The organism is Streptomyces prasinopilosus (assembly GCF_001419695.1).
Classification (GTDB): domain Bacteria; phylum Actinomycetota; class Actinomycetes; order Streptomycetales; family Streptomycetaceae; genus Streptomyces; species Streptomyces prasinopilosus.
In genome coordinates, this window is record NZ_LIRG01000851.1 from 1 (window position 1) to 2,160 (window position 2,160).

The 2,160-nt window shown below is 76.6% G+C and carries 1 protein-coding gene and 1 pseudogene; one reads left to right on the plus strand and one right to left on the minus strand.

The window, feature by feature from the left end; all coding sequences use genetic code 11:
• Positions 1-570, minus strand: a pseudogene (locus tag AOK18_RS27435) (S8/S53 family peptidase); the annotation flags it as partial.
• A gap of 259 nt (positions 571-829) precedes the next feature.
• Between AOK18_RS27435 and AOK18_RS27440 the strand changes: the two are divergent.
• Positions 830-2,160, plus strand: a 1,331-nt coding sequence (locus AOK18_RS27440) for a tetratricopeptide repeat protein (RefSeq protein ID WP_240503334.1), incomplete at its 3' end; no start/stop codon positions are given.

A 2,160-nucleotide genomic window follows, 5' to 3' on the forward strand; every position in this document is an offset into this window, starting at 1 on the left:
CTCGACCTGGGCGTCGCCCCGGGTGTGGGCGAGGAGCGGGTAGGAGCGGTAGTCGTTCATGAGGCCGGTGTCGACGACGAGGACTCCGACGGCGCTGTCCGGGGTGTGGGAGCCGTCGGCGGCGGCCGGGTTGGGCCGTGCCCCGGCTTCCACGGGCACGGGCTCGTCACCGGGGCAGGCGTTGACCGCGATCGACACCACGTGGTTGCGGCCGACCAGCCGGCGGCCGGTGCGGCCCTCCGGCTCCCGCAGGGCGCGCAGGGCGTTCGCGACGGCGGGGTCGCCGCTGCCGTCGCCCTGCCCGGGGTCGGCGACCCGGATGCGCGTGATGCCCGAGCGGTTGCTCTCCGGGCCCGCCCGGCGCACCTGGTCGGCGCTCAGGCCGGCGAACGCGGTGAAGTGCCGCCGCACGGTGTCCTCGACGATGCGCGCCTCCTCCCCGTCGCGGGCGAGCACGACGCCCTTCTCGTAGAGGAACTCCCCCGCGTCGTCCGGGCCGATCGCCAGGGGGACGTCGGGCATGGAGCGCTGGATCTGGTCGTACTGCTCGCGGAATCGCTGTGGTGCCATGGCGTGTCCTCCACCGGGGCGCTGGCGGCCGGGGCCGCGGAAGCTGTCGTAGAGCTGCTGTCGTGAACGGTGTTGTCGTGGAACGGCGTTGGTGTCGGGTGGTGCGGGTGCCCGGCCGGGCCGTCGGCGGACGGCGCGTCGTCAACCAGAGTCGTGGGGCGGCCGTTTGATACAACATCACACCTGTGGAGCACGGTTGCGGAGCACTACCATCCGTGGGGTGACAGCGGGAAGCGAATCGGTGCTGGAACTGCTGCCGATGGTGTTCGCCGACCCGGGCGAAGCCCTGGCGAGGGCGGAGAGGGTGCTGGGCGAAGGTCCCCCGCCGCTGCACGCGTCCGTCGCCCACCAGGTGATCGGCATCTGGCAGCGGGACTTCGGTGATCTGCGGCTGGCCCTGACCCATCTGCGGCGGGCCCGGGACTGGGCGGCGCGCGCGGACTCGGCCGAGCGGGAGGCGGACGTCCTGGGCACCCTCGGGGTGGCGCTGGTGCACGCGGGGCGCACCCGGCGGGGCCTGGACGCCCTGGGGCGCGGCGTCGAGCGCGGTACCGGGCACACGCGTGCGCGCGTGCTGTACCGGCGTGCCTACGCGTGGTGGGTGCTGGGGCACCACAGGGAGGCGCTGGAGGACGTACGGCGGGCCATCACCGTGCTGCGGCAGGCGGACGACGTGATCTGGACGGCGCGCGCCCTGACCCTGCGCGCGACGGTGCACCTGGCGCTGGGCGCGGTGAAGCAGGCGAACGCCGACTTCGGCGCGGCGGAGGCGCTGTGGGGCACCACGGGCCAGGAGCACGACAAGGCGGACGCCGTGGAGAGCCGGGGTCTGGCCGCGTTCCGCTCCGGCGACGTCCCCGCGGCGCTCAGGCTGTTCGACGAGGCGCAGGAGCGTTACGCCGGGCTCGGTACGCCGACGTTCATGCTCGACATCCGGCGCTGCGAGGTGCTGATGGCGGCGGGACTGCCGTCCGAGGCGCTGGCGGGGGCGGACGCGGCGGTCAGGGCGCTCGACGGGCTCGGCGGCCAGTCCACCCGCAAGGCGGAGCTGCTGCTGGCCGCCGCGCGGGCGGCCCGGCTGGCGGGCGACCCGCAGACGGCGATCGCCCGTGCGGCGCTCGCCGTGCGGCTGTTCGCGGGGCAGCGGCGCGCCTGGTGGGAGACGCACGCACGGCTGGTGCTGATCGAGGCGCGGCACGCGGCCGGGCGCGGTTCGGGGCGGCTGGTCGCGGAGGCGGCGACGGTGGCCGGCCGGCTGGCCGCGCTGGGCGCGCCGGCCGCGCCGGAGGCCTCGCTGCTCGCGGGCCGGATCGCGTTGGACCTCGGCCGGACGGCGGAGGCCGAGCGGTATCTCGCGGCGGCCGCCCGCAGCAGGCGCGGCGGGCCTCCGCTCGCGCGGCTGACGGGTTGGGCGGCGCAGGCGCTGCGGGCGCAGGCGGCCGGGTCGACGCGAGGCGTCCTGGAGGCGTGCCGCCGGGGGCTCGACGTGCTCGACGACCACCGGATGACGCTGGGCCAGGGCGGCCAGCCCCGCGCCCTGCGCGGTGGCGCGCGCCCGCAGCCCCGACGCGCCCAGCGTCATCCGGTGGT